Source organism: Serratia symbiotica, assembly GCF_000821185.2.
GTDB lineage: Bacteria > Pseudomonadota > Gammaproteobacteria > Enterobacterales > Enterobacteriaceae > Serratia > Serratia symbiotica.
Genome location: NZ_CP050855.1, coordinates 1811227 through 1835323 on the forward strand (window position 1 = coordinate 1811227; position 24097 = coordinate 1835323).

24 protein-coding genes and 1 pseudogene are annotated in these 24097 nt (G+C 56.7%); 4 read left to right on the forward strand and 21 right to left on the reverse strand.

Features of this window, described 5'->3' with window-relative positions; all coding sequences use genetic code 11:
• Positions 1-19 precede the first annotated feature (19 nt).
• The gene (locus SYMBAF_RS08960; RefSeq protein WP_006708085.1) at positions 20-199 is read right to left on the reverse strand and encodes an MbtH family protein; all 180 of its coding nucleotides are present in this window, start codon (positions 197-199) and stop codon (positions 20-22) included.
• Positions 196-1506 (reverse strand): enterochelin esterase, encoded by a 1311-nt coding sequence (gene fes / locus SYMBAF_RS08965; protein WP_040264955.1) that lies wholly within the window; start codon positions 1504-1506, stop codon positions 196-198. The genes SYMBAF_RS08960 and fes overlap by 4 nt, the downstream gene beginning before the upstream one ends.
• Positions 1507-1772: 266 nt before the next feature.
• On the opposite strand from fes, the gene SYMBAF_RS08970 reads away from it, so the two are divergent.
• The 3 genes from SYMBAF_RS08970 to SYMBAF_RS08980 all read left to right on the forward strand — a co-directional run bounded on the left by SYMBAF_RS08970 (position 1773) and on the right by SYMBAF_RS08980 (position 6863).
• Positions 1773-3971, forward strand: coding sequence for a TonB-dependent siderophore receptor (locus tag SYMBAF_RS08970; RefSeq protein WP_040264954.1), 2199 nt, complete (start codon positions 1773-1775; stop codon positions 3969-3971).
• A 103-nt stretch (positions 3972-4074) separates the two neighbouring features.
• The gene (locus SYMBAF_RS08975; RefSeq protein WP_237162853.1) at positions 4075-5247 is read left to right on the forward strand and encodes an isochorismate synthase; all 1173 of its coding nucleotides are present in this window, start codon (positions 4075-4077) and stop codon (positions 5245-5247) included.
• A complete protein-coding gene (locus SYMBAF_RS08980; protein ID WP_152609096.1) occupies positions 5244-6863 on the forward strand; it encodes a (2,3-dihydroxybenzoyl)adenylate synthase in 1620 nt (539 codons plus the stop codon). The genes SYMBAF_RS08975 and SYMBAF_RS08980 overlap by 4 nt, the downstream gene beginning before the upstream one ends.
• Positions 6864-7009: 146 nt before the next feature.
• Here SYMBAF_RS08980 and SYMBAF_RS08985 read toward each other — a convergent pair whose 3' ends face one another.
• Entirely contained in the window at positions 7010-7726 is a 717-nt protein-coding gene (locus tag SYMBAF_RS08985) for a DNA adenine methylase (protein ID WP_052447733.1), read from the reverse strand.
• A gap of 227 nt (positions 7727-7953) precedes the next feature.
• Here SYMBAF_RS08985 and SYMBAF_RS08990 point away from each other — a divergent pair, with 227 nt between their 5' ends.
• Positions 7954-8877: a GNAT family protein gene (locus tag SYMBAF_RS08990; protein ID WP_040264951.1), complete on the forward strand. Its 924-nt coding sequence runs from the start codon at positions 7954-7956 to the stop codon at positions 8875-8877.
• 4 nt (positions 8878-8881) lie between these two features.
• On the opposite strand, the gene SYMBAF_RS08995 is transcribed toward SYMBAF_RS08990, so the two are convergent.
• The 18 genes and pseudogenes from SYMBAF_RS08995 to SYMBAF_RS09080 all read right to left on the reverse strand — a co-directional run bounded on the left by SYMBAF_RS08995 (position 8882) and on the right by SYMBAF_RS09080 (position 23854).
• Entirely contained in the window at positions 8882-9460 is a 579-nt protein-coding gene (locus SYMBAF_RS08995; protein ID WP_052447732.1) for a tail fiber assembly protein, read from the reverse strand.
• Positions 9460-10110, reverse strand: a pseudogene (locus tag SYMBAF_RS18690) (phage tail protein); the annotation flags it as partial. The pseudogene SYMBAF_RS18690 and the gene SYMBAF_RS08995, both read right to left, overlap by 1 nt.
• A gap of 470 nt (positions 10111-10580) precedes the next feature.
• Positions 10581-11168: a YmfQ family protein gene (locus SYMBAF_RS09005; protein ID WP_040263407.1), complete on the reverse strand. Its 588-nt coding sequence runs from the start codon at positions 11166-11168 to the stop codon at positions 10581-10583.
• Positions 11165-12235 (reverse strand): baseplate J/gp47 family protein, encoded by a 1071-nt coding sequence (locus SYMBAF_RS09010; RefSeq protein WP_040264949.1) that lies wholly within the window; start codon positions 12233-12235, stop codon positions 11165-11167. The genes SYMBAF_RS09005 and SYMBAF_RS09010 overlap by 4 nt, the downstream gene beginning before the upstream one ends.
• Positions 12236-12246: 11 nt before the next feature.
• Complete coding sequence (locus SYMBAF_RS09015) at positions 12247-12696, reverse strand: phage GP46 family protein (protein ID WP_419789483.1); 450 nt, start codon at positions 12694-12696, stop codon at positions 12247-12249.
• Positions 12689-13351, reverse strand: coding sequence for a phage baseplate assembly protein V (locus SYMBAF_RS09020; protein ID WP_040263411.1), 663 nt, complete (start codon positions 13349-13351; stop codon positions 12689-12691). The genes SYMBAF_RS09015 and SYMBAF_RS09020 overlap by 8 nt, the downstream gene beginning before the upstream one ends.
• Positions 13344-14459 (reverse strand): phage baseplate assembly protein, encoded by a 1116-nt coding sequence (locus tag SYMBAF_RS09025; RefSeq protein WP_040264948.1) that lies wholly within the window; start codon positions 14457-14459, stop codon positions 13344-13346. Before SYMBAF_RS09025 ends, SYMBAF_RS09020 begins: the two co-directional genes overlap by 8 nt.
• The gene (locus SYMBAF_RS09030; RefSeq protein WP_160758827.1) at positions 14443-15762 is read right to left on the reverse strand and encodes a DNA circularization protein; all 1320 of its coding nucleotides are present in this window, start codon (positions 15760-15762) and stop codon (positions 14443-14445) included. The genes SYMBAF_RS09025 and SYMBAF_RS09030 overlap by 17 nt, the downstream gene beginning before the upstream one ends.
• Complete coding sequence (locus SYMBAF_RS09035) at positions 15762-17765, reverse strand: phage tail tape measure protein (protein ID WP_185899889.1); 2004 nt, start codon at positions 17763-17765, stop codon at positions 15762-15764. The genes SYMBAF_RS09030 and SYMBAF_RS09035 overlap by 1 nt, the downstream gene beginning before the upstream one ends.
• Positions 17766-17917: 152 nt before the next feature.
• Positions 17918-18298 carry a hypothetical protein gene (locus tag SYMBAF_RS09040; RefSeq protein WP_040263419.1) on the reverse strand — a complete coding sequence of 127 codons (381 nt, stop codon included), beginning with the start codon at positions 18296-18298 and terminating at the stop codon, positions 17918-17920.
• A 3-nt stretch (positions 18299-18301) separates the two neighbouring features.
• Complete coding sequence (locus tag SYMBAF_RS09045; protein ID WP_040263421.1) at positions 18302-18670, reverse strand: hypothetical protein; 369 nt, start codon at positions 18668-18670, stop codon at positions 18302-18304.
• Between the two features lie 11 nt (positions 18671-18681).
• On the reverse strand, positions 18682-20121 hold the full coding sequence (locus SYMBAF_RS09050) for a phage tail sheath C-terminal domain-containing protein (RefSeq protein ID WP_185899890.1): 1440 nt from the start codon (positions 20119-20121) through the stop codon (positions 18682-18684).
• A complete protein-coding gene (locus SYMBAF_RS09055; RefSeq protein ID WP_040263423.1) occupies positions 20118-20345 on the reverse strand; it encodes a DUF2635 domain-containing protein in 228 nt (75 codons plus the stop codon). The genes SYMBAF_RS09050 and SYMBAF_RS09055 overlap by 4 nt, the downstream gene beginning before the upstream one ends.
• Entirely contained in the window at positions 20338-20985 is a 648-nt protein-coding gene (locus SYMBAF_RS09060; protein WP_040264943.1) for a DUF1834 family protein, read from the reverse strand. The genes SYMBAF_RS09055 and SYMBAF_RS09060 overlap by 8 nt, the downstream gene beginning before the upstream one ends.
• Positions 20985-21419 carry a gp436 family protein gene (locus tag SYMBAF_RS09065; protein ID WP_040264942.1) on the reverse strand — a complete coding sequence of 145 codons (435 nt, stop codon included), beginning with the start codon at positions 21417-21419 and terminating at the stop codon, positions 20985-20987. Before SYMBAF_RS09065 ends, SYMBAF_RS09060 begins: the two co-directional genes overlap by 1 nt.
• 2 nt (positions 21420-21421) lie before the next feature.
• Positions 21422-22330 (reverse strand): Mu-like prophage major head subunit gpT family protein, encoded by a 909-nt coding sequence (locus SYMBAF_RS09070; protein ID WP_040264941.1) that lies wholly within the window; start codon positions 22328-22330, stop codon positions 21422-21424.
• 13 nt (positions 22331-22343) lie between these two features.
• Positions 22344-22781, reverse strand: a complete 438-nt coding sequence (locus SYMBAF_RS09075) for a hypothetical protein (RefSeq protein ID WP_040264940.1) — start codon at positions 22779-22781, stop codon at positions 22344-22346.
• A 2-nt stretch (positions 22782-22783) separates the two neighbouring features.
• Positions 22784-23854, reverse strand: a complete 1071-nt coding sequence (locus SYMBAF_RS09080) for a phage protease (RefSeq protein ID WP_040264939.1) — start codon at positions 23852-23854, stop codon at positions 22784-22786.
• Positions 23855-24097 lie beyond the last annotated feature (243 nt).

A 24097-nucleotide genomic window follows, 5' to 3' on the forward strand; every position in this document is an offset into this window, starting at 1 on the left:
AGCTGGCCGGGCGCATGTCCTACCAAACCTGTTCAACCCACGCGATGCAGTTGGCGCGACTCTCCGGGCCAAATACGCTCTGCCACCCTGCCGGAATGGCCGCAAACTCTGGCCACAGGCTATACTGCTGTTGCGCGTTCATCAGGACGAAAAACGGCTGCGACTCGTCATCAAACGGATTCTGATGTTGCTGGCTCATCTCTTTTCCTTGTCTGCATCAAATCCTGCCGCCGGGCGATCCCCAAGCAGCCAGCGAACGCCATCCATCAAACCACCTCGCCAGCACAGCACGTCGTGGCCACCGTGATAGCTGCGGTAGTGCACCTCGTGCCCGGCTTCAAGCAGAGCCTGAAGCATTTGCTGATTCACAAAATGGATGTCCTGTTCAAGCAGCCCGGCCTCCTGAAATATGCGCAGCGGGGCAGCGCCAGGCCGCCGTGAAACCTGCTGAGTGAGGTAGCCTTTTTCATGCTGCTCGCGCGCTTCGTAGTGGGTCATAAACTTCATGTTTGGCCACCAGAAAGAACCTGATTGGGTAAGCACGCAGCCAAATCGCTGCGGCCAGTAAAGCCCGGCGTATAGTGCCGAGAGGCCGCCATAGCTCTGCCCGGCCACCACCGTTAAAGCAGGGTCATCGGTAAAAGGCGTAAGGTTACGGGCCTGCGGGAGAAGCTCTTCCTGTACCGCCAGCCAGAAGTCGGCATTACAAGGCAGCTCGCGGGAGCGGGTCGCGTCGTCGACGGCGTCAATCATCAGCCATACCGCAGCCGGCAGGCCCGCCCGCCGGGTTTGCTGTTCCAGTACCGGAAGTAACGACATCTGGGTTGCCCAGTTTTGCCCGTCCAGCACCACCACCAGCGGCAGCGCCATCTCTTCTGTACCTTCTGGCCTCCAGAGCCAGCAGCGCCGCTGATTGCCAAGCCGCGCGCTTTTCCATTCGAGTCGAAAATGCTTTTCATCCCTTTCTGGAGCGCGACCTGAATCAACCTCACGCCAGTCATGCTGGCTGAGTGCTTCCGGCAGGTGAATACCGGACAAACGCATCCCACGTGCGTTGCCGTGAGGCGCGTAAGGGTTTAGCGGGTCGGCGAGGGTGAAAGGAAAGAGCGAGCACCACCATTCACGCTGCTGCTCAGGCATACCGGTTGGTTCCGGCGGAAGCTGCGCTGCGTTTACCGGGATCAGGCTATAGCTTCCGCGCCAATCATTAGCTTGCTGAAGAGATGTGGTCCAGATATCGCTGCCGGGCAGGCGTTCCAGACTGGCGGGGGAAAAACTGTGATGATTTGTGACGCCGTTTATATCGAGGTAGACCCGACAAATGGGAGAAGTGGATTCATCGCCCTGAGGATCGCGCCAGAAGAAGGTCAGTTTTAGATGCGGGAAGCCAGGCACCTCCTCCACTATCGGCGTTCCCACCTCAGCAACCCGTTGCCACCACGCCGGACTTCCAGCCTCGTTTTCTGCCAGCAAAGCGGCGGCCGCTCCGGCCGGATGTCGCACCATACCCCCTCCTTTTTTTTATGCGTGAAAACCGCGTACCACGGCAGTTATCAATAGCGAACACTTTCACATCAAATATTAATACAAATGATATTGATAACGATCTGCGTTTACAATACGATTATTGACGTTTCGGACAGGAGCGCCGTTTCAACTCATCACAATGCCGAGCGGTTTCACCCAAAGAAACGGCAACAAAGCCCCGCCGATACATCTTAAGCATTTAATTTTCAGTGCTTTTTCAGAAACGGACATTTCAAGAGACATTGATGATGATAAAAAACAAACATCTGGCGGTAACAAGCACCTCGCCGCTCACCGGCAAGAAACGTCTTGCCGTATTCACCACGCTGCTGGCCGCCGCTTTCCCACTGCACGCGGCAGACCAGCGGGAAGAAACACTGGTGGTTACGGCAACGGCCCCTGAAGTGCCCTCCTCCCCGCTTAAGGGCCTGGTGGCCAAAAACAGCGATGCCGGAACCAAAACGGCGGTTCCGCTGGTAAAAACGCCGCAGAACATTTCGGTGGTGACACGCGCCCAGATGGACGCCCAGGGCGCAACTACGGTTTCTAATGCGCTGAACTACACCAGCGGTGCATTCACCAACTATCGCGGCTCTTCCAACCGCAACGATGAAGTGGTAGTGCGCGGCTTCCGCTACGCGCCTAAATTCCTCGACGGATTAAGCTACGGCCTTGGTGGCCAGGGCAGCACAACCGGGAAAATTGACCCGTGGCTACTGGAGCGGGTGGAGCTGGTGCACGGCCCGGCATCCGTGTTGTACGGCCAGGTGAACCCGGGCGGACTCATTAACATGACCAGCAAACGCCCGACCGCCGAATCAATCCATAACGTTCAGGCACGCGGCGGCAACAAGCATCTCGGTGAAGTGGCATTCGATTTCGGTGGCGCGCTGAACGATGAAAATACCCTGCTCTACCGTCTGAACGGTATCGCCAGTACCCAGCACCAATTTGTGAAAGACTACAAAGAGCAGCGTGTGGCGATTGCGCCAGCCCTCACCTGGCTACCGAATAGCGATACCAGCTTTACCCTCCTGACCAGCTACCAGAACGATCCTAAATCCGGCTATCGCAACTTCCTGCCTTCCCTTGGCACCGTCACCGCGACCGATAAAGGGCAGTACATTCCTTACGATATAAACGTCAGCGATCCGACCTATAACCTCTCGAAACGCGAACAAACGTCGGTCGGCTATCTGTTTGATCACAGCTTCAACGAAAACGTCACCCTGGTGCAGAACCTGCGCTACTCGACCATGAACAGTAAATACAAGTACATGGTCTACACGTGGAACAACCCGGAGATATCCCAGACCAACATCGCGCGCCGTGCCCAGCGCGAAGATACCAGCGCCGATGAGCTCTCTTTCGATAACCACCTGAACGCCAAATTCGACACCGGCGCGCTGTCTCATAACGTCGTCGGCGGGCTGGATTATAAGTGGAGCAAAAGCACCAGCGAGCTGCGGCGCGTAGGGGGAGAGAAATACTATTTCGACTGGGCGAACCCGGTTTACGGCATTCCGGTCGATGAAAGCCAGATGTCCAAAACCATCGACAGCGTGAAAAAGCTCGACCAGATTGGCCTCTATTTGCAAGACCAGTTGGAGTGGAGAAACTGGAACCTGCTGCTGTCCGGCCGCCACGACTGGAGCGAAATTCGCACACAGGATCGCACCAACAATACCAAAATGCAGCAGAACGACAGCAAGTTCACCGGACGCGCGGCATTGTTATACGCCTTTGACTTCGGCCTGTCGCCTTACGTCAGCTACAGCACTTCATTCGAGCCTAACCTCGACCGGGGTGCACCGGGTGCGGCACCGTTTAAACCAACCACCGGCGAACAAACGGAAGTGGGCCTGAAGTTCCAGCCTAAGGGCAGCGATACCATGCTGAGCCTGGCGCTGTTCGACATCAACCAGAAGAACATTACCTCGTACAACAGTATCCTTGGCTACAACGAGCAGATCGGGAAAACGCGCTCAAGAGGCGTGGAAACTGAGCTTCACTCGCAACTGACCCCTGAAATCGCCGTAATCGCCAACTACACCCTGACCGACGCGGTAATCAAAGAGAGCAATACCGCCGCTCAGATCGATAAAGCACTGGCCGTGATCCCGCACCATATGGCCTCCCTGTGGGGCAGCTACACCTTCCAGCAAGGGCCGCTGAAAAGTTTCACCCTGGGCAGCGGCGTGCGCTACACCGGCACCAGCTACGGCGACAATACCGAAACGTTCAAAGTCCCTGCCTACACCTTGTATGACCTGATGGCCCGCTACGACCTGGGTGAAGCCAGTTCTGCCCTGAAAGGCACCACCGTTCAGTTCAACGTCAACAACCTGACCAATAAGCACTACGTCGCCTCCTGCGGCGGAACCTCAGCGTGCTTCTACGGCTCCGGCCGCACGATGTTCGCTACGGTCAGCTACAGCTGGTAATAGCGCCCGGTGCCCCTGCCGCATCTCCTGCGGCCAGGGGCATCTCTTCCGATATCAGAAGGAAAGGCTCGGCGCAGTCCAAGCCAACAAGAGGGATTTTATTTTGTCTGGTATCGCCAACGTTCCCCGTATAACTCCGCTCCCACAGCGGGGAGACGCAATTTTCCTCTCTCCGCACAGGAGTTTGCTGGCCCGGGGAAGGATTGCTTCACTGGCCCATCCCACCGAATTCGCCCATCTCGACAACAGCGAGTTCAGCAAGCAGTTTCAGGCACTCTTTGGCGAAGCTCGCCGCGCGGGGGTGGAGAGGCCGATTGTGATAGGGGCAATCCCCTTTGATAAAAGCCAGCCCAGTGCGCTTTTCACGCCTGAAAGCTATCACTGGCTCGACCGTAAGGCCTGGACTCAGCCCACCTCTGGCAGCCATATTCAGGGGGAGTGCCGCTTTCAGCCGAACCACGACGATTTTTGCCAGATGGTCAGCTCGGCGGTCAGCCAGCTTAAAGCGGGCGAACTGAGTAAAGTTGTGCTGTCGCGCCTGTTGCACATCACGTCGTCCCAACCGCAAAACGCGCTGCTTCTCTGGCAGCAGTTAAACTGTCAAAACCCGGCAAGCTATAACTTCCACCTACCGCTGGCGGGCGGCACGCTGATCGGCGCCAGCCCAGAGCTACTGCTGCGCAAGCAGGGCGACGAGATCTTGTCCACGCCGCTGGCAGGTTCCGCACGTCGTGCCGATGATTCGGCGGTTGATGCCAAGCTGAAGCAAGCGCTGGTTGCCTCCAGCAAAGACCAGCATGAACACCGGATTGTCATCGAAGCCATTCGCCGCAGGCTAGGTGAACACTGCCTGCAGTTGACCATACCCGATCCAGAATTGCTCAGCACACCAACCCTTTGGCACCTCGCCACCCAAATCCACGGACGGGTACAAAATCCGCAGGAAAATGCCCTTTCGCTGGCCTGCCGACTTCACCCTACGCCGGCCCTCTGCGGCACGCCCTACCAACGGGCACACGAACTTATCGGCCAGTTGGAACCGTTCAAACGCGGCTGGTTTGGCGGCATCGTCGGCTGGTGCGACGACGAGGGCAACGGCGAATGGGTCGTCACCATTCGCTGCGGTTATATCCAACCACAGCAGATAACGCTGTTCGCCGGAGCCGGGATCGTCGCCGACTCCCAACCTGAAAGTGAATGGCACGAAACCAGCGTGAAGCTCGGCACCATGCTGAGGGCGCTCGGCTTTATGCAGACCCAGGAAAACGCATCATGATTGCCTTCAACCGCTGGCCAGATTCTTTCGCCCGGCGCTACCGCGAACGGAGATATTGGCTCGATCTCCCGATGACCGACATTCTCACCCGCCACGCTGAAAATGCGAATACGGCCGTTATCTGCAACGATAAACACGTCAGCTATCAACAGTTGAACGATAGCGCGCTCAGGTTAGCCGCTGCGCTCGCAAGGCGTGGCGTGCGTCAGGGGCAAACCGCTTTGGTGCAACTGGGCAATGAAGCTGAGTTCTACATTGTATTTTTCGCGCTGCTGCATCTTGGCGTAACGCCGGTCAATGCCCTGTTTAGTCACCAGCGCAGCGAACTAACGGCCTATGCCGACCAGGTAGCCCCGGCGCTGCTGATTGCCGACAAGCGGCATCGCTTGTTTGCAGAGGAGACTTTCATTGAATCGCTAATGAATCGCCTGCTTACGCTGCAAACCGTGCTGTTGCATCATGCGGATGGAAAAGAATCGCTCGGCTCTTTGATGGAAGAAGAGGTGGGTGAATTTATCCCCACGCCAACGCCCGCCAATGAAGTCGCTTTCTTTCAGCTTTCCGGCGGCAGCACGGGCACGCCAAAGCTTATCCCACGCACACATAACGATTACTACTACAGTATCCGGGCCAGCAACCCGCTGTGCGGCGTCACGGAGCAAACCCGCTATCTGTGCGCTCTGTCGGCGGCACATAACTACCCGATGAGCTCCCCCGGCGCACTCGGCCTCTTCTACGCGGGCGGCTGCGTCATCATGGCACCCGACCCCAGCCCGGACAGCTGTTTCCCGCTGATATCGCGCTACAATATCACCCTCGCCGCGCTGGTCCCTCCCGCTCTTAGCGTTTGGCTGGAAGCTGTAAAGCTTGCCGGTAACGCCAGCGCGCTGGCGAGCCTGACCCTGCTACAGGTCGGCGGTGCAAGGCTCGAAGCCAGCCTGGCGAGCCGCATTCCAGTCGAGCTGGGCTGCCAGCTTCAACAGGTGTTCGGCATGGCTGAAGGGCTGGTGAACTACACCCGTCTTGATGACGACGAGCAGCATATCTTCACTACTCAGGGTCGCCCTATCAGCGAAGACGATGAAGTCTGGGTCGCCGACGCCGAGGGCAATCCGCTCCCGCATGGCTCAGCCGGGCTGCTGATGACGCGTGGCCCCTATACCTTCCGCGGCTACTACAACAGCCCGCAGCATAACCAGATGGTGTTTGATAAAGACGGTTTTTACTGCTCGGGCGACGTCGTCATTCAGCATGCCGATGGTTATTTGCAGGTGGTGGGTCGTGAAAAAGATCAGATTAACCGTGGCGGTGAAAAGGTCGCCGCAGAAGAAATTGAGCACCTGCTGCTGCGCCATCCCTCGGTGCTACACGCCGCGCTGGTTGCCGTGCCCGATCCGCTGATGGGGGAAAAAAGCTGCGCCTTTATCGTAAGCCGCGAGGCGGTTAAATCCGTTGCGTTACGCCGTTATCTGCGCGAACAGGACATCGCCGACTACAAACTGCCAGACCGTTTTGAGTATCTGGCGTCGCTGCCACTGACGCCGGTCGGGAAAATCAACAAACAGCAGTTGCGGGCAATGGCCGCCGCTGCGCAAACACAAGGAGACGCACTATGAGTATTCCACGCTTACAGGATTACCCACTGCCAGCCCCAGATGTAGCGCGGCGAAAAATTCCGGACTGTTTTGCAGGTAATTCTGAACTGCTGAACCCCATAAAAAACGTGTGATTCGGACAGTCCGGAATTGTTTGCAAATAGCCGTCAGGTAAAGTTACTGATGATTAACTCTTTTCCCTGATGACGGTTGCTGCCTATTGAATATTTAAGTTCGACTGCTTCAATGTTCAAGCCAGAGAACGTTTGTCGCATCTCCGGGATGTCATTTACCGATATGATCATGCTACCTTTGATTTTGCGAGCCATTTTGGCTATGGCATCGTATTGTTCCAGCCCAAACTCAACACCATAACCCTGCGTGCCCCAATAGGGAGGATCAAGATAAAACAAGGTATGAGGACGATCATATTTCTCTATGCATTCAAGCCAGCTCAGATGTTCTATCGTTGTACGAGCAAGCCGCAGATGAGCTGCTGAGAGGTTTTCCTCCAACCTTAACAGATTAATACCTACTGGAGCAGTCGTTGCGGTTCCAAAAGTTTGTCCCTCGACCTTTGCCCCAAAGGCCATATTCTGGAGGTAATAAAACCGAGCCGCCCGTTGTATATCGGTCAATATTTCAACTGGAGTTGCTTTTTCCCACTCAAATATCTGCCGACTGCTAAGCGCCCACTTGAACTGGCGAACAAACTCCTCCAGGTGATTTTTGACCACGCGATACAGATTAATTAGCTCACCGTTTACGTCATTAATGACTTCAACCTTTGAAGCATTTTTTCTGAAAAAAAGTGCTGCCCCGCCGCAAAATGGCTCAACGTAGCACTTATGCTCAGGAAAAAGGGGTAACAGATGCTTTGCCATACGGCGTTTTCCTCCCACCCAAGGGACGATTGGATTACTCAATGTAAATCTCCTTAGTTATTAATATGATCGACCAAATAGATCAATTTATGCAATTTAATCGCTTAAACCGATCAAATTTGTCAAGAGACTAAAAAAACTGCATGAGCAGCTGTAAAAATGTTTCATCCAGACCAATTTCACCTATAAAATATCGTCCTTTATAGAGACGCACTCAACTGACTGTTATGTTAAAAAAATTGATAAATCCAGCTTTCCTGGGCTGGAGTTTGGGAACCGCCTTAGATTACGAGATGTGCCATCACATGTACGGTGGCAGTTTCATCACGCATCCTGATGTGTTGGCGTTCATTCACGCCCGTTTTGATTGCTCTCCCTCTGTCCACATAAAAAGAGATTCTAATGGTGCGTTGCTCGGCGCTTTCTGTGCATGGAAGAAAGCGCACCTTGCCGGGGATATTGCTATAACACAAAAATTAGGTATCGAGCGTTACCCGTTTAATAAAGATGAAATAATTCTACCCTTTAACCAAAAATTAAGAGGCATCCTCCCATTTAGGACAAAGTTAATATCCTCGCTTAATCGAGCTAATATATTTAATTCAACTTTTAAACTAAACAGTGATCGTGCCGTATGTATAGCCAAAGGATGTGGTAATAATGGGTTTTCCTCAAAAACTAAAAATAGCAGAAATAGAGAGCTAAATAAATTTCTTGCTGCCGGTGGCGAAATAGTTGAACAATCAATTTTCTCACCTGATGAACTTACAACAATCTATTTTGACCTTTTTGAATCTCGATGGGGGCATCGGCCAGACAATTACTTAGAAACCGTCGATATGCTTACCTCACTTCGATCATTCTTCTTTGGTCATGTTCTTTTTCTTGCTGGTAAGCCCTGTGCCTTTCAATTCATTACCAAAGCTGACAGTCCTACGTGGATCAATTTTGATTATGTCAACGGTGGCTACGACAAGACTCATCACTCTTTTTGCCCTGGTACGATCGTAACTTGGGTCAATATAAAGTCAGCCTATGAACTTTGTAACTCAACCGGTAAAACCATGCGCTATTCGTTCGGACGCCCCACAGCTGCATACAAGGACAGATGGTGTCGAAAAGAGCCTCTAGGGCGTATTTTGTCACTGTAATTATTTATTCCGCTGATATGGCTGGCCAGCAAATATCAGCGGGAATAGTGCAATCAATGCGGCTTAGTTGGATACGGTACTTCTTCCATTCGATCAGTTTGTTTTTCTCTGACTCAGTAGCCATGCCCAGTTCAATGGCATCAGTAAGTGTATTAATGATTGAGTCGGCGTCTCTGGTAAGTTGAGCTTTTTTAGCTCTCGCTTGGCTTATCAATGCCTCATTTTCAGCTTCGATATCACTGACCCATTTCTCACCATCCCACTTAACATAATCTCCGATTGGCTTCACGTAAGTATATCCATCGGGCAATGGGCCTAAAAGCTCAATGACCCGCTCATGCGCTGTAGCTTTATCGTAAACCACCTCGCCTCGGTGGTTCTCAATTTGAAACCATGCTTGTTTATCAGGATCAAAGCAGATAACACATCCTTTCTCTGGCTGCGGGCCTTCAATTTCAGTACAGCAAGCAGGTAGGCCTGTGTTTGCAGGAATATATGCATCTCCTGCGCCAATGAATTCCTTGGTGTCTGCCAGAAAATTGAAGACGCGAATAGTTTGTGCATTATCTGAGAATTTAAACATTATGCAAGCCTCACAATATAATTGAACGCAACGTTTTTAACTGTGTTTTCGCTATTGCCTGTCGCATTGATTGTTACGTTATGGCCATGAGCGCCAATATCAATATAATGGTTATGAGCACCAATCACTACCCGATGAGTGTGCCCACCGATATAGATACTGTGTGCATGCTCACCCGCGCCGTCAGTGGCCCCCACTTCTTGATAGTTAAATGATGTCCAGTTATCACCACCAATTTCCCATGGATGGTTACGAGACGGCACCCCGCCATGTGCATGATGTCCCTGCACATCCGTCCCTTTTGTACCATGATCAAAGACTGTAGTTTCTTTAGAACCATAATCGAAACCACTGGTATTCTTCCTGCCTAAATCCGTTACGCTCACTGTGCCTGTATGAGCATGTGATTTTACGCCATCTTGTTCTTGGCTTAATATAGTCCGGCCACTGGCTGGATTACCCTTAATCATCCAGCCACGCATATCAGGGATCACGCCATTAGGATAAGCGACTGCAAGTGCAGGGTATTTTTCCTTATCAAACGTTTGGCCTTGCATTAACGTGTAACCTGCGGGGGGCGTGTCACTTGGCCAGGGAATGGGCGCGCCGATCGGATAGTTTTCATTATCCGACGTTAAAGTTCGTCGCCATTTCATTGCAGTGCCGTTCGAATTACCGACCCACAGCTCTCCGTTGTTCGATACAGCCAGATAACCAGCTGAGGGGCCACCATCGCAAGGCAGGCTAACAACTCCATAAACGCCGTCTCCCGGCCTGTTTTTTGATGTATTATTAACCCGGTAAAATTGATATAACTCACTTAGCGCATCATCAAGATGCCTTGAGCCTCTGCCCAAACCAAAATCACCGACCCTCAAAAATCCTTCCGTTGCCGTGCCTGTGATTTTCTTGATTGCCGCCAGTAATTGGTCTTGCTTGGACGGGTCGATTTTAATTCCCGCTTCTTTAAGTACGGAGGCTAATTCTTGCTGGTTGCCGATAATGGCACCCTGTACTGGGTTCAGCCATTTGGCAGACACCGCAGTGCCTTCTATACCTGTTGACGGGTCACCATCATGAAACAGGCCGTCCTCAGTATTGACCGGAGAAATAATGTCTTTCATGGCGTGGGTTTCTCCTTGTAATTAAAGACCACTTGCGTATGTGCAGGTTTTAAATCCTGGAATATGTTTTCAATCAAGTTTTGGCCGAATGTCATAAGCCTTTCACCTGCGACCGAACTGCCTGCCCGGAAGCGATACACCGGCACCTGGGCATCGTCGATATTCACTATCCAGACCCAGATAATTTCCGGCACCCAAAGACGATCACCTGCGCGGTTAATGCCCGCTCTAAAGGGTTCCGGTTCGTCAATAGTGATGTTGTAGCCCAGCGATTTGGCCAGGTTGATAAAATATTTCCGGCTCAGGCCGCCGGTGGCGTTAATCTTGGCCAGCACCTGCTGGCGGCGCTGCTGTATTGTCATGCTACTGTCAACGCTGATAGCCAGCACCCGTTCCCAGTCCGACAGCAGGCTGACGGCAAAGAACGGCGTAATCCCATTCAATACCTCGTCCGACTTGATTTCCGTGCGCGCCAGGCAATTGCCTTCCGCCAGCAGCTCCGCGCTTAATTGCTTGCCGTCCAGGGAATAGCTTTTAGGCGGCAACAACAGCCCCAGTAGCTCGGCGTAATCCTGGCCGTTCATGGCATGTTATCCACGGTCACGGTGCCCAGGCGTATCCATTGCACTTTGGTTTTATCCACCACGGGCACAATATTTCCCGTGGGCTTAATAAAGTCGTAATCGATGACGCCGACAATATTGGTAATACTCCCGCCGATTTGTTTTAAAACGGCAATCTCACCCGGTGCCAGGCGATTAAAATAATCGGTTATGGCAACCCTAATTTGTTTTTTTGCTTCATCCAGCGAAAGTCCCGATAACTTAACCTTGACGGACACATCCGTTACAACCTCTTCCGGGGCCAGTACCAGGGTATTTTTCGCCGTGACCGGGCGCTCTTCATCGATATGTGCCTGGACGGCCTTGATGGTGTCCTCTGACGGCATACTGTTATTGGCCACTATCACCACGTCTACGGTGCCATAGCCCCGGCGCAGAGGGTACACGTAGGCTTCTGTGACACCCGGCACCTCAACCGCCCAGCGGTGATAGTCGTACTTGTTGCCTCCGGCTGCAGGGCGGCGGATCACTTCGAGCAATCGGGCCAGCAACGAGGCATCTTTCTCGTCGTCAGTGCCGCCGGTCATGTGCAGGATGGTGACGTCGCTGTCGATGCCCTCCGGTGCGATAAGCAACGTCCCCGGCGTATTGTCGGCCAGATTGCCCACGGTGCCGGTCTCCAGCGGCCTGGCCGCTACCGCCACCTTGCCATCGCTGCTGATGATTGCATCTTCGGTGGTCTGACACAGCAGGCTGCTGCCTTTGGGGCGAAACTGCAGACCGGCCTTTACCGCAACACCGGTGTTGCCTGTGAGCTGCACCTTGCCACCGGCATAGGTGGCGGGTTTGGGGTGCAGGTTACGTGTCCGGGCATGCATCACCAGGTAATCATGGTCGGCGGTGTCGGGGAACATCTGGCGGACAATCCACACCTGGTGCTGGTAGAGTCCCTGCACCGCGCTGGCGATGGAATTGGCGCGGATGGCAAAATCGCTGTCTTTGCCGACGTCGGCATCCGGCAACTGGTTGCTGATATCCCGCAGCAGCGTGGCGGCGGTATCATCCAGCAGCGGTAGTGTGTACGCCATGTAAACCCCGTTTAAATCACTTTTACCGAATGGGTGAAGGTCTGGACGGCGCTATTGGCCTGCGTGACGACAATCGTCAGCAACAGCCAGCCATCCTGCTGGCGACTCACGCCAACGGCCAACGCGGTGGCACGCTTGTCATCAAGCAACGGTTGCAGTGCCTGTTCGGCATATTGTTGCGCCAAACGGCGGGTTGTGGCGGAGTCCTTGGCGCGTTCCAGCTCATGCAACCGAGAGCCTAACCACGGGTCGGCCCAGTAGCTGGCCAGCGGGGTTTTCAACCGCAGATAAACCGCAGTGTGAAGGTCATAGGTGCGTGTGCCGGTGTAGTCGCCGGTCTGGCTGTCAATGAGTGCGTCCATAGGGCGCAGAATAGAAAATGTGGGGTCTGGTGGGCAGTGACGGAGGCGTAGTGGGTAAGATTGGCGCGGGTATTGCCGCGCCAGAACCAGTTTACCCACTGATCGGGCCGTCGGAAAGCCCGGACGGCGTAGTGTGTTTGTGGGTGCCTTGCTTGACCCCGTTGATCTCGACGTCGGGGCTGCTGATTGTGCCGCCTGTGTGCTCGACGTTACCCTCGAAGCTGGCGGTCGCGCCTTTTCCGCCCTTGATGGCCATCCCGCCGTTGCCGCTGATTTTGCCCTCGGCAATGACCTGCTGTGTAGCCGTCAGTTCCGGCGTGTCGAAGGCGGCGTTCTCTTCGGCCTCTACGCGGTAACGCTTGCATTTGACCTGGTAATCATCGCACTCGACGGCGATCACCTTGTTGTGCTTGAGGATGATGCTGGCTCCCTCGTCGGTATAGAGCGCCACCTCGCCGCCCTCCAGCCCCTGCAGGCGGTAGCGGCTGTGCTCGGTAGCAATAACGATGCTGTGGGAGGTCGCGCCGCCGACAGGCAGCATGATGGCCATGGCACCGTCGGGCGGTACAGACGTCAGCCCGTAATGCTGGAAGAACTCCACCTCCGGGTGGGTCTCGCTGGCAAGACCAGAGACTTGCGTCATCTGGACGCCACCCTCGGTATTCACCCGCTTAAGCACGCCACGATACGCCAGGCGCAGGCCGCCCAGAGCGCGGCGGATACGTTTATCAATCAAATCTGTCAAATTAGCCATTGTCGATCTGCTCCCAGCTGCTCCAGAGGGCTTTTTTGCCTTTCCCTTTGCGTTTGCGCTTGGATTTAGGGAAGGCATCCGGCAACCAGATGCCGTCTTCGCGCAGGGTCAGCGTAGTCAGCAGCTGCTGGCCACGTCCGCCGCTGAAGCGGCGATGCATCACAAAATAAATGTCGTCAATACCGTGCTTCTCACTCTTGACCTGGACACGTTGCCCCGGCTCCCAAAGTTGCCCGGAGGTTGTGCGCAGTCCTTTGACGACGGCGGTCATCAAAAAACCCTGCAACCGGGCGTCAGCCATCAGCTTACGGGCACGAAACTGTACCTCTTCGTCGCTGTCGGTATCGGCCACCACCTCAATCAGGGGACGGTAGAACGGCACGGAGGTGTCGCGCACCGTGCAGCGTCGGTCATGCTTGCCGTCAGCTTTCGCACTGCCGTGCCCCTGGGCCAGTACCGTGACCTCGGAATAACGGGCGCTGACGTTACGGGTCACGGACAGCCGTAGCAGGTTATTGCCCTGGCCATCCTCGCGCATGATCAGCGTATCGACTGCCGGTGTGCTGTAATCCGGCCCGCCGATCACCAGCGTGCCGTCCGCAATGACCCAGGGCCACAGGCCGCTGGCCTCCGCCGCTTTCTTCAGTACATCCCAGGCGGTGTCGCCTGGGTCGACGCTTGCTTTCTTCGACGGTAGCGGTTTTTCTGCCTGGATACGGATCGCCGTGACGCCCAGGGGCTTGACGATTTGGGCAATCACTTCCTGCAGGGTCATGTCACGGGCGGTGAAGATAGGCGCAGAACAATCTACCAAGACTGCCGACGCGTCACGGCCAAACAGCCCCAGGCTATGCTGATTTCTGCCGATATTATCGGTGATTTCATCCACCTGGCCGGTCATGATCACATCGTCGCCGGTGCGCAGCTCTGCCCTGGCACCCGCCTGGACTTCTGCCGGTAACACCGCTTCCACATTGCCAACGGAGAACGACCAGCCATCGGCAGGGGTCTGCAAGTCGGAATCGACTTCGAAGTCCAGCCAGTCATTATGGGACACCCCGCCGATACGCAGCGTAATACGCTCGGCACCGTCATTTAGCGAAGGCATAGAGCACGTCCCCCGGCTGTAAACTGTTGGGATGACGTAAGGTCGGATTGAGCCGCGCCAGCTCGACAGCACGGTGGCGATCACCATACCATTCAAACGCCAGTAAATGCAGGTTACAAGCGCGTTTAACTTCACGGCGTACCAACGGTGGCAACGTCAAGATAACGCCCCTGGCCAACGTCTGCAGCGTGTAGGCCAACGCCTGCAGCTCCGCAATCTGTGCCGCATCATTGCTGATATCCTGCGTAACACCATAGGTCAATTGCGCCTGCTGCTGCCACGTGGCCACCATGGATCGCTGTACCTGGATGGCCTCAACAATCAGTGACCGGACATCATGGGTGATGCGCTCGATATCCGTCGCGGCCAACGTCGGCGTCTCGCTTTCGTACTGCATGATATCGGCGGCAACTTCCACCCACTCGCTGATAACGGTCAATCGGACAACCTGATTGACCCGGTCTCTGTCTTCCTGGGGCATGATGCTGGCGCGGTGCCGCGTTGACACAAACACGCCGCCGCTATCGGCAGAGTGTGAGGCGGTGAAACGGTTGTCCTGCAACGTGATCACTTGCTTGCCCAGGGCGCGTACCGCCTGCCAATCAGTCAGGCGTGTCACCTCGTTGAAGTCCAGGCGATCGGTAAAGGCCGACAGCAGGGTTTTCAGGTCTGAGACAAAGGCTGCCGGGTAGTCCAGATAGTTCAGGGCACTGCCGAGGGTGCTCTGGATCTCATTGGCCAGCGATTGCACCACGTACTCCGCCGACGCAATAATGTTACTGACCCGGCCCAGCGTATCTTGTCCCTGTTTGACCCAGCCCATGGTATCGCTGAAGCCTTTCTTCACGCTGTCCAGCAGGCTGTCGGTGCTGGTCTCCGGGTAGACTGTGGCAAACAGCGCCTGCTCGGTGGTCGCCTCGATAAAGACCAGCTCAACGGTGACGGCATTGAGCGGTTCGACCTCATGCTCGACACCGGCCTCCAAAAACTGCACCTTGGGGATGGAGCCATAGACCGGGTGGATCAGTTCACCAGAACCGGCCTTTTTCAGCGTCTTCAGGAAAGCTTTCAGTTCGGTTTGATAGCGGTTGCCCCAGAACAACGCAGAAAGACGAAAATTCATCGCCTTCATGCCCTGGTCTTCGACCTCGGCCCCGTCGCGGTAAGGATACTCATAGGCCACGGTATCCCTGGACAGCGTGTCACGGGTATAGAGGCAATCGAACTCAACGCCCCGGAACGAGGCCGGAAGCAGCGTATCGATGCCCAGCGCACCTGCCAGGTCATGCACGATATCATCCATTATTTTCTTCTCCCATCGCGGTCAAAACGTTGCTCTACAGCGGTAGCAATCTCGCGCCCATCCAGCGTGACCGCCAGATTAACGGTCGGTGCTGCTGGCGCAGGTGCCGCTGCAGCAGCTTTATCCTGGCCGCTGCCGGAGAACCACTTGCGGATCTCGTCCAGGGTATCCAGCGCTCCGGCAGGTTTGGGCATCAGCGCCATCATTGCCGGGTTGGATTCGCCGCCCCTGGCGCGGGCCTTGGCGGCCTGATCTTTACCGCGCTGGATATCAATCAGCGGAAAATCCTGTGAACCCTGATAAGCCATCGCGGCTTCGCCCAGGAATGGCACCCACTTCAACATGCCCGCCGCTTTACCGGCAGTCACTGCACCTTCGGCCACTCCGGCACTGCCTTTGCTGAAAAGTCCCTTGAGCTTACCCAGCACGCCACCGCCAGCCTTGCCGCCCTTGCTATCGTCGCCACGGCTCATCAGCAGGTCAGCACCAGATTTCACTGCAGCAGCAGCCCCCAGCGCCGTAATGGCGACGGCTGCACCGGCTGCCGCTGTGGTCAGCCCTGGGAACTCATGGGCCAGCTTGGAACTGTAGTCGGCCAGATCGCCCAGGGTTTTGGCAACTGGGGCTATGGCGTCGTTAGTGGCAAACCGCTTCTCGTTCTGCGCCTGGTGCATCTGGAACTCCGGCTCCTGCTTGATCAGGTCAAAGTCCAGCTCGGCAGACCGCTTCTCTGCCGGCAGATCAAACTGCGCCATCTGCTCATGCTGCAGCTTGTTGAAATAGGGTATTTGCCGGCGATAGAGTTGGAAGGCGTTTTTAGAATACTGGTTCGGGAACAGTTGCGAAATGTACTGTCCCTCAATCAGATCACGCTGAGCTTCCAGCGAGGTGCGTTCGCCTTCGTCTTGGGTGCTGGCCAGTTTCTTACCCAGACCCTGATAGTTTTTGTCATATTTGAGGGCGGTATCGACCAGGTTATTGACGGTGTCGAGGGGCGTCAGCCCTTTGGCCGCATCCTTGACGGACAGCGCCTTAAAATCGACGCCTTTCCCCTTGATCGTGATGTGCTTGGCGTTGTTGGACAGGTTACTGGAGGTCAGTTCGGCCAACAGGTTGGTGACGTTGGTCGCCGCCTCTTCCGGCGTACCGGCACCGATGGCGGCAGCTTCAAACAGCGCCGCGACCTGGGAGAACCCCGCACGGCCTTTAAAACCGGCTGATTTCGCCGACTCCAGCGCCTTGGGCATTTCCCTGGCCAGCAGCGGTACGCCGACGCGGCCATGCTGCGCCGCCGTGGTGGTCACGCTCAGCGCGGAGAGTGCATCTTTTTTTGACAAGCCGAAGTTATAGGCGCTGGCCTGCAGGTTAGACACGGCCTCCGGGTCAGAGCCGGTGGCGGAGGCATTCATCATGACGCCAGGCAACGACTGCTGCGCCTCGGTCACGGTCATGGAGCCGGAGCGGATCATCGACTGCAGGGCGGCAAACGCCTGCTCCGGTGTGCCACCTCCCAACCGCAGCGCCCTACGGATACTGGCATCCAGCTGCTTTTTGCCCGTGATGCGTCCGGCCACGTCCTCTTTATTGAAGGCGAGGTTGGCCAGCTCCGCCAGGTGCATACTGTAGCTGGCCTGGTCGTTGATCGGCTTGCGCAGCGTCATGGCTCCTGCCGCTATACCGCTGCCGATGGCGAATGCCGCCTTGCCCCAGCTGCGCTGCTGACGTTCGGCTCCGGCCATCTCCTGGCGCAGCCGGGCAATGCTCGACTGCATCTTGTCATAGGCGCGGATTTGTTCGTTGGCCGACAGTGTACCACTGCGCTCCAGGCGGTTATAGGCGGCCATAGTGCGGGCGATCTCGCGCTGAATATTACGCTCCGAGCGGATGCCCAGCGTCTCGCGGGCGCTGCTCATGCGGCGGAATTCAGCAGACAGGGCGCGGATGCGCGGCGTCGTGTTATCCGTTACCCCAAACTTTATCTGGGTATCAAATTCACGGGCCATACGCTATTTCCGGTTGTGCTTACGGCAGCGGGCAGGAGAGCCACCGCGCCCGCTACGTGGGCGGCGGAGACTTTTAACGGTGTTCGACGTGTTCTTTTTCCAGCCTTTGGGGTTCTCCAGTCGGTGGATGGCATCAAGAACCCCGCTCAATGCTACAGCGCTAAGTCCTCTAACGCGTTCTTCGCTGAAGCCGTACTGGCCAAGCCGGATAATGGCGTATCGGTAATCACCGAGGCGTTCCTCAGCTCGCTGAGCTTTTTTTTCGCCTCTTGCTGGGCGGTGCGCAGGGCTTGGTAGTCCTCGGACACCAGCGCATCACACAACAACTGATAAGTGATCTCCTCTTCCGGAATGCTGCCCAAGGTGGTGAGGCAGCGTGCCAGCACACCGACCAGGGTGCCGGAGTCCGGGATACCGTCTTCCACCACGGCGATCTCATCGCCGACGGTGCTCATGCGGATGGTAAAATCACGGTGCAGCTGTCCCTGATAAAAGACGCCGATCGGCAAGGTGGCGCTGTGGGTAAACTCCATCGGTTACTCCTCAATCTTGTTAAGTGCAAAGGCGCTGATGTTGATACGGGCCTCGTTATCAACGGTGTATTGCTCGCCCACCTCAGTCACAAACACATCCTGATAGGTGGTACGTTTGCCGCCGGTCAGCGGGTACTGGGTCAGTTTCGCCCCGGCAATCTTCGCCCAGTTGATGTTCTGGTCGAGCGGCACCACGGCAGTGATGGACAGCTCCCAGGTCGCAATCCCTTGCGTGTAGCCCTTGGCGCGTCCGGCGCTGTTCATGGTCTTGACCAGCTTTTTACCGGTGGTCTCGCGGGGGCTGAACTCCGTCACCTCCACTTCGGTGCTGTTAACCTCCAGCACGATAGAGCCTGTGTATTCCAGTGCCATCTTGGCCCCCTTTACAGCAGATAAATGGTGCCCGCGAACACATGCAGGCCGCGAACGATGGACGCCGGGATAGTGGCATCGGCGCGGGTGTCGTCCTGCCGATTACGCGTGACGAGGAGCTGGTCTTTCAGCGTGTCCACGTTCTCGACGATCTCTAACGTTTCCAGGCTATAGAGTACGTCCAGCAGTTCGGAGCGAATACGCGCCCGGCGGGTATCGGTCAGCTTTTCACGCGGGAAACGCAGCGTCATGCGGGTACGGCACGCCAGGCGCACGTAGTCCAGGGAACGGATGATGGTGATATCCATCAGTGACCGGTCGGTGACATCCAGCGCGTTTTTGACGTAGGTACTGACGGCGCGCACGATTTGTACGGTGCTGCCGCTGACCTCAAACGGCGTCAGCCCGTTACTCAGTGCGTTCTCCTGTTCGGTACGCCCCGGCCACTTGTCCTGCGCGGTGATATCCAGCCCCGGCAGTGTCAGCGTGTTGAGCGGGCGCGCCGGATCGGACTCGCTGGCCATGATGGCGGCATACACGGCGGCCAGCTCACCGTTCGGCAGTGCGGAGCCGTTGTACCAGCCCATCGTGATGCGCGCGGCGTTAACAGTCGTGGTCAGCGTGGTGCCAGCGGACAGCGTGCCGTTCCACCCGGTGACGCCAACCGCGCCGCGCTGCTCCAGCGGCCCGGAGACCTTATCCAGGTAGGTGGACAAGGTGCGCAGTGAACCGGCATCGGAGTACGGCGAAATCACCAGGGTATGACCGGCGCTGAAGATAGCCGCCAGGGCATCATCCAGTTGGGGGTCGCCCTGGCCGCCGCTCATGGCCTTCAAGGTGGCCGTTAGCCCGGCAGCGTTCACCGTGGCCGTCAAGCCGACCTGATTGCCCACGGTGCCCTTATTACGGGCAATCAGGGTAATTTGCTTGCCTGTCGCTTTGGCTCCGCCTTCCACCGGGATGTCTTCCACGCTGGCAGACAGGGGCAGTTCCTGGCGCGTGTTGATGGCTTTCGCCAGCGCAGTCATCACCACATCCGCCGTATCGCCGCTGGCCACGGCGGTGGCAACGGTGACGCCACAGACCGACAGCCGCGCCTGGCCCGTGCCGGTGGCCGCACCCGACAACGCCAGGGCACCGGTTGCCGCCACACCGGCCGCCGCATCCTCCAGGCCGACAATCGCCAGCTGCAGAGAGCCATTGGCGTAAATCGCTGCCTTGGCCATACGGTGCGCCTGGGAGCCGCGCCCGAAATAGACGGCAGCTTCTTCGTCGCTGAACACATCGACCGGCGTCAATCGCTCCGCCACCGTAGGCAACGTGGTACGCTGGGCCAAAATCAGCAGTTTCTGGTCATTGGTCGCCAGGGCGCGGGAGGCCAGTGTGGTGTTAAACCCGAAGTAATACCCCGGTTTGTACGTCGGGATCGGGATAGTGGCATCAATGCTCATTTCGCCCCCTTAACCTTGGTGGGAATAGCCTGTTCATCTGGAGCGCTGGCCGCCGGTTCATCGCCTGACGGCGCGTCCTTGGCCAACAACAAATCACCTTCGCGCAAGCGGCGGCGGTAGTAAGCGGATTGCGCCACGCTGACCGCTTCGCGGTCGGTGATATAACGATCGGGCGTCTCTTCTTTCGGCACCCGGACACCGTTGCGGGCGATCACGTTAATCATGGTCTTTTGCCTCTGTAGAAATAATGTCTTGCGCTACCGCCGGGCCTTGGCCATCCAGGTGATACGCCAGCCCGGTGCTTTCATGCATCGGATAAGGCTTATCGAGCCGCCCGCGATACCAGGCAAACACCCGGTCGGGGTCGTCGTCACCTTCCGGCGCGGGCCAGTGGCCGCACTCCAGCGCCTCTTCGATCCAGACGGTGTCGAACTCGCAGGCATAGGCCGACATGGCTTTTTCATTGAGCCGGGAACTGAACAGCGAACGCACCCGGCCCGGTAGCAGCGGTTCAATCGGCAAGCCCATATCCTGGCGGGTCAGCAGGCGGCGAACGGAGCGGATAATAAGATTGCATCCCACTTCATCGAGTCGAGGCCCGCCACGACGCTGCGCCGCCTCCTGGCGCACGTTGTACGCCGTGACCATCACCGCAAAGCGGGCATTCACGCGAAAACGGTTTTTATGCGTACTGACCGGCGTGGTGCTCTGGATACCCAGAAAGGTGATCCACACTGCCGGTAACGCCCGGACGATAGCCCCGACGTCGTCCAGTTCGCCGCCATAGCTGCTCACTTCTTTCACCATGTCGCCCAGTCCGGTACGCAGGCGCTCAATCATGGCCAGTTCGGTTTCGTTAATCATCAGTAACCCCCTCCACCGGTAGAGCGCCGTGCCCAGGTACGCCGCCCGGAAAAGAACTTCACCCCTGTAGCGCTGGAGGGTACGGTGGTACCGGTATCGTCAAAGGTGCCCAGGCTGACGCGACCCGCCGCCACGCCTTCCAGATAGCGGATGGCATCCCGGTAACGGTCGCGAATTTCGTCACTGCAGACGCGCTCGGTGCCGCTCAGCCGGTAGCGGGCAATGTCACAGGCAAGCCCTTTCAGAATCGGCGGCAGCTTGGGCAACGGCAGACGATAACGTCCCGCGATATACCCGTTGATCTCGTCGCTGGCCGTGGATAACCCGCCTGCCAGCACCTGATCGTCAATCGCACCGGTATAGGTGAGGTCAGTCAGGGCGATCACTTCCCGTTCACCGAACCGGGTCACCATATCGTCGCGGGTGGCGTACATGATTATTTCCCGTCGCCGGTGGAGCCGAAGGCCATCTGCCAGAAGCCGAAACCGGCCTGGCCGCGCGCTTCTGCACCGAACTTGAACTCACCGCGCATAAAGACGTCGTCCGCGTTCATGTCGGTTTGCGACACAAACTCCGGCGCTTCACGCTGCTGGAAGATCAGCGGTTTGAGCGGGCGTTTGGTGTCCAGCAGGAACCAGGCGGTGTCGGAGGTCAGACGCGGCTCAACCAGCACTTCCGCCGTGCCCTTGTACGGGTTGACCTTGCCGTCTTCCAGGCGGTCAGCCGTCATCAGCGCGTTGGCCACATCTTCCAGCGCTGGCGGCACCACCAACAGGTCGGGCAGGATGTTCAGCGGTCGGCCTTCCTCGTCCTTCACCTTGCGCATCTGGGTACGGGCGGCCCCATACGACGCCCTGGCTGCTGCCACGGTATCGATGGACAGCGGCTTGTTACCCTTGTTGGAGTAAAACGCCTTGCCCACCGCGTGCTTGTCAAAGAAAAACGGCTTCTTGTCATAGCATTGCGCGCTGAAGCCACGGTTAAGCAGTTCAAATACGATTTCATCCGGCCACTGCTTGGCGCTGAATCCCGCGTCCTGGGCCTGGGGCGCATAGATACCCAGTTGATCGTCCTTGATATCATTGCGCTTGACGGCCACCGTGGCTTCGAAGTCGTCGTTGATCAGGCTGTAGCCGTTGGCCTCCAACGCCTTGACCTGCTTGTCCCCGATCCACTTGCGCATTTTCGGAAAGTTGCTGAGCCAGGAATAATCGTTCGATTTGCCGGTAGACGGCACCAGGGTGGCCACCCGCTGCCATTGCGAAGGGGCCGCCTCAAACGCCTGGTTAAAGGTCAGTTTAAGGTTGACGAAAATGGCCTTGACCGTCGATGCGTTAACTAACATGTGTCTTTACTCCTTAGTAGATCCAGACACCGTCAGTGTCGATCATGATGATGGTGCCTGCCTGGGAACGGGTGGCCGCCGTGGCTGCTGTCTTGCCATCCTCGGACGCCGGAGCACTGCCGTCATCCGCCGTCACCGTCTGGTTGTCGAGGATGCTGGCACGTTTGCCCAGGTGCGCCTGGGTGATGCTGCCGTCGTTCTCCCAACAGAACGCCTTGTGGCTGCGCACCAGGATGTACTGCTCGCCGTTCCCGCCGTCGCTGTTGTCCACCGAATCATCGGCGCGCCCGGCGTAGAACAAGCCGGGGGCTTCCTTGCCGTTGATGGCGTAGCCGTCCGCGTTGATGCAGACAATGACGCCAGCGGGGATCTTCTCCTTGGCGGCGACCGGGATGGGCGTCAGTTCGCAATCACGGTACGGGGTGTTACGGTCTTGGGTAGTGGCTGCCATGGTTAGATCTCCTGTGATAAGGTGGCGACGTCTTTTGGGTCATGGCCGAACAGGCTACAGACGGCCAGGGCATCCGCATCCAGGCCCGTTTTATCCTGGGCATTGGCGGGCGGTTTGCCACCGGTTTGCAGTGCGCTGAGAGCAGCAACCTTCGGCGCTTTGTCCAGGTACGATTTGAGCGATGCAATATCGTTGTTGCCCAATGATTTGGCCCACTCCTGCATATCCGGCAGCAGACGACCGTCGCTGAGCGCAGCCTGGATAAGCCCATCCACTTCACCGCCAGTCACTTTCTCACTCAGCGCGGCCAACTGTTGCTGCACGGCAGTGAGTACACTCACCGGCACAAACTTGGCCGGATCGGGCACGCCAGGTACCTGGGCTGAAAGCGCCGCGATGCGATCATCCTGTTGGGTCAGCAGCTCCAGCAGGTTGACGCTGGCCGCCGCAGTGCCCTGGTTGTTGGAAAGCCGGTTAATCAGCTTTTGCAGCTCGGCCTTGATATCGTCTGCCGTCGAAGACAGCGGCAGCGTCAACAGCCAGCGCAGTTGTTGTAACAGTTCATCGTCGTCCACGGTGTTCTCTCCCGTCAGTTGTTGAGACGCCGCCGCAATCAGCGCCTCCATATCATCCAGCGCAGGCGTATTCGTCAGCGCGGCGTTAATCAAATGCTTTACGTTTCCCTGGCAGTCGTAATTAAACAGCGGAGATATAAAGCAGTATTCCTCGGCCTCAATCATGGCGCGGGCGGCGTCTGTCCATTTCACATCAATGGCAAACAGGCCTTCGCCTTCCACCCATTCAAGCCGGGTAAACCAGCCCGCTGCAGGGTTGGGTTTGCCGTTGGTTTTGCTGTGTAGGGTCTGGTGTTCGTAGTCGAAGCAGTACGGCGTGTTGCGCTGCGCCGCTTCATCAATCAGCCCCTGTGCCAGAGCCGCATCGATATACCAGTGCGGTGCATCGGTGGGTCTGCCGTCCCTGGCACAAAAGGCACCGGCTGGGAACAGTTGCACACGCGGCCCGGCACTTTTGATAGCAACACTGAGCGCGGCGAGGCGTAACGGTGATTTCACAGAGTAGTCATTCCCGAAAGTGGCTGATAGGTAGCACTTTACCGGGAGGGGGAAACAGCAAGCAGTGACCGGGGCGTAGTGGGTAATACCGTGGGGGCGAAAACAAGGATAATGCGGAGAAAAGAAGATAACAGGCAAACGCGGCGACCGACACCCCCTTTAAACCCCGTTTTAAATCGCCGTATAAGCGGTTAACGGGGCTGGGGTGGTAACATCGTATCCATTTCAGGCGGTCATTAGCGT